General features: G+C 35.4%; 1 protein-coding gene and 2 pseudogenes. All 3 read left to right on the forward strand.

Features of this window, described 5'->3' with window-relative positions; all coding sequences use genetic code 11:
* Positions 1 to 1,218 (forward strand): hypothetical protein (locus HMPREF1125_RS10765; RefSeq protein ID WP_000718296.1); only part of this gene is annotated, 1,218 nt, incomplete at its 5' end.
* A pseudogene (locus tag HMPREF1125_RS10770) lies at positions 1,208 to 1,839 on the forward strand (hypothetical protein). The gene HMPREF1125_RS10765 and the pseudogene HMPREF1125_RS10770, both read left to right, overlap by 11 nt.
* Positions 1,840 to 2,034: 195 nt before the next feature.
* Positions 2,035 to 2,231: pseudogene (locus tag HMPREF1125_RS10775) on the forward strand (virulence protein); the annotation flags it as partial.

Consider the following 2,231-nt stretch of genomic DNA (forward strand, 5'->3'; position numbering starts at 1 on the left):
CTCTACAATACCAAGTCTCAAATCGAGTCAGGTATTCAGGATTTGGATGATAAGATTGAAAAACTAGAATTTTTTATCTCACAGGTTTCCCAGTATTTCAGTGATAGTTTAGAAGTCCTTAGCTTAGCGATTCAAGGAGCTACGCAACTAAGTAAAGTCATTACCGATAGCGATGGCAACTACTATGCGGACGGTCTGGACATGAGCTGGGTACAGAAAATGAAGGATGTGAAGATTGAAAATCAAAAAATTGAGACATCCATACCAATAAGTAAAAAACAAAAATCTATTCAGACACTCCAACAGCAATATGGGTTTAGTCAAACTGAATCAGAAATATTACTAAAATTATATGCTAGTATGGAAAAGAAATATGGGACTAAAAAAGCAAATGTAGAATTCTTTAAGATAGTTGCTTCATACTCTTATGGTGATAAATCTTATGGTGCTTGGCAAATTGTCGCTGGATTATATAGTCCAAACGGGGTGAATGGTATAATAGTTGGCATAAACGATAAACTGAAATACATACTGAAAAAATATGGATTAAAAGATTATGAAATTGATATGATTCAGAAAGCTATCCAGAATCAGCATAATTTTGCGAGATTGGAAAAGATTGAAGAGGGAGATACAAATGATGAGATAAAAGGTAAACTGAATTTAGCTTCTGAGAAAGCATATGGTCAAGGAAATTATAATAAATTAGACGAGAAGCAGAAAGCAAGAGTAAGGGAATTGTTGTTTCAATTTGGAGGAACAATAGATTATTCTCATATGGCTGCCACCATTTCTGCACATTTTACAGATAATCATGGAATAGAAAATGAGGATGATTTAGCGGGTTGGCAAGGTGATGTAGCTGGTGCTATGGGAATTTCTCCTAGTCTTGGCAATGATGATTATCGTTCAGATTTAGATGCTGTTAATATTTACCACAAAATGAAGAACGGAGATAGTGTAGTTGATGTTACAAACTCATACTATGATAGTGTTGAGAGAACATCTGGCTATAGAGCTTATGAATTTGTTCAAAATATTGGAGAAGGGGATTACACGAAAGGAATGAAGAAATTAGAAGAAACTTATAAATTATATGTCTCTTCTCATTCTAGTGAACAATCATCAACTTTCGAAAAATTTATGAATGCTATCCAACATTTCCAAAAAGATTTAGATAAACCCAATCCTTCTATCGGAGAGCAAAATGTTAAATAAAATGAAAAACTATTATAAAAACAAACCAACTCAAGCTGTCTTAATGCTCATGGTTCTTATTTGGTCAGTATATGAGATTGGTGCGACCAGTTTGGCAAGTAACTCTGCATTAACTAAGGAATTCATGCATAGTCGGTATGTTATAGTTTGGCCAATGGTAGATAAGAAAATGAAATTATACCATTATGCGGAAGAATGGACTAATGACGTTTTAGTTGGAATTATGCATTTAGATTATGGAAATATTAGAATAACTAGTTTTCCTAAAAAATGGGGGAGTGAAGCTGAAGTATACTATACGCTGTCTGAAGATGAGTATGCTGATAGAGTATATTTTTTCTTAGACGAGCCAATTTCCAAAGCCTATATCAGCAGTTTAGAACAAAATTATTATTTGATTTCAAAGAATGCAGTTGCTATTAAAGAGGAAACAGGTAAGACGGTTGAGCAGTTAGTTCAAGAAGTGGGGAATGCAAGGAAAAACTTCTTATCAGCTCTTGGAAAGATGAAAATCTTTCGATTGGTCTATTTGGTTCTTCGTATGATAGTATTGTTGCAGTGTATCAGGTGGTCGGGTCAGCATAGAAAAAGAAAGAGAACGAAATTTTGCAGAATGGATAGAGCATGATGATAGAGAACTTCCAAACAATCAAAAAGGTATTCATTTGGTAAAGAATGGAATTGTTGTCAACTACTAAGGGGAGAAAGTTTTTTTATGTAACCAATAACAAGTCCTACACAATCACCATCACCAAGTAGACGACAAAAAGTAGACGACAAACCAGCGCACAAGAATCCCAAGAATTGATTCAGGCCATGACGAACAACCTCCAAGTCGCAAACGAAGTCACGGACCGCTTATCTAGTGGATGTGACTACCTGATTTCCTCTTTAGACTCAGGTGAACTGTCAGGAGCAGCCTACACAGCTGGTAAAGGTCTCTTTACAGACATTATCATCCCCTGTATCAAGAAGTTACAAGAAGCGGTAGACGATATCCAACTAGAGTTGAC

It is taken from the genome of Streptococcus oralis SK304, from assembly GCF_000287715.1.
Taxonomy (GTDB): domain Bacteria; phylum Bacillota; class Bacilli; order Lactobacillales; family Streptococcaceae; genus Streptococcus; species Streptococcus oralis_Y.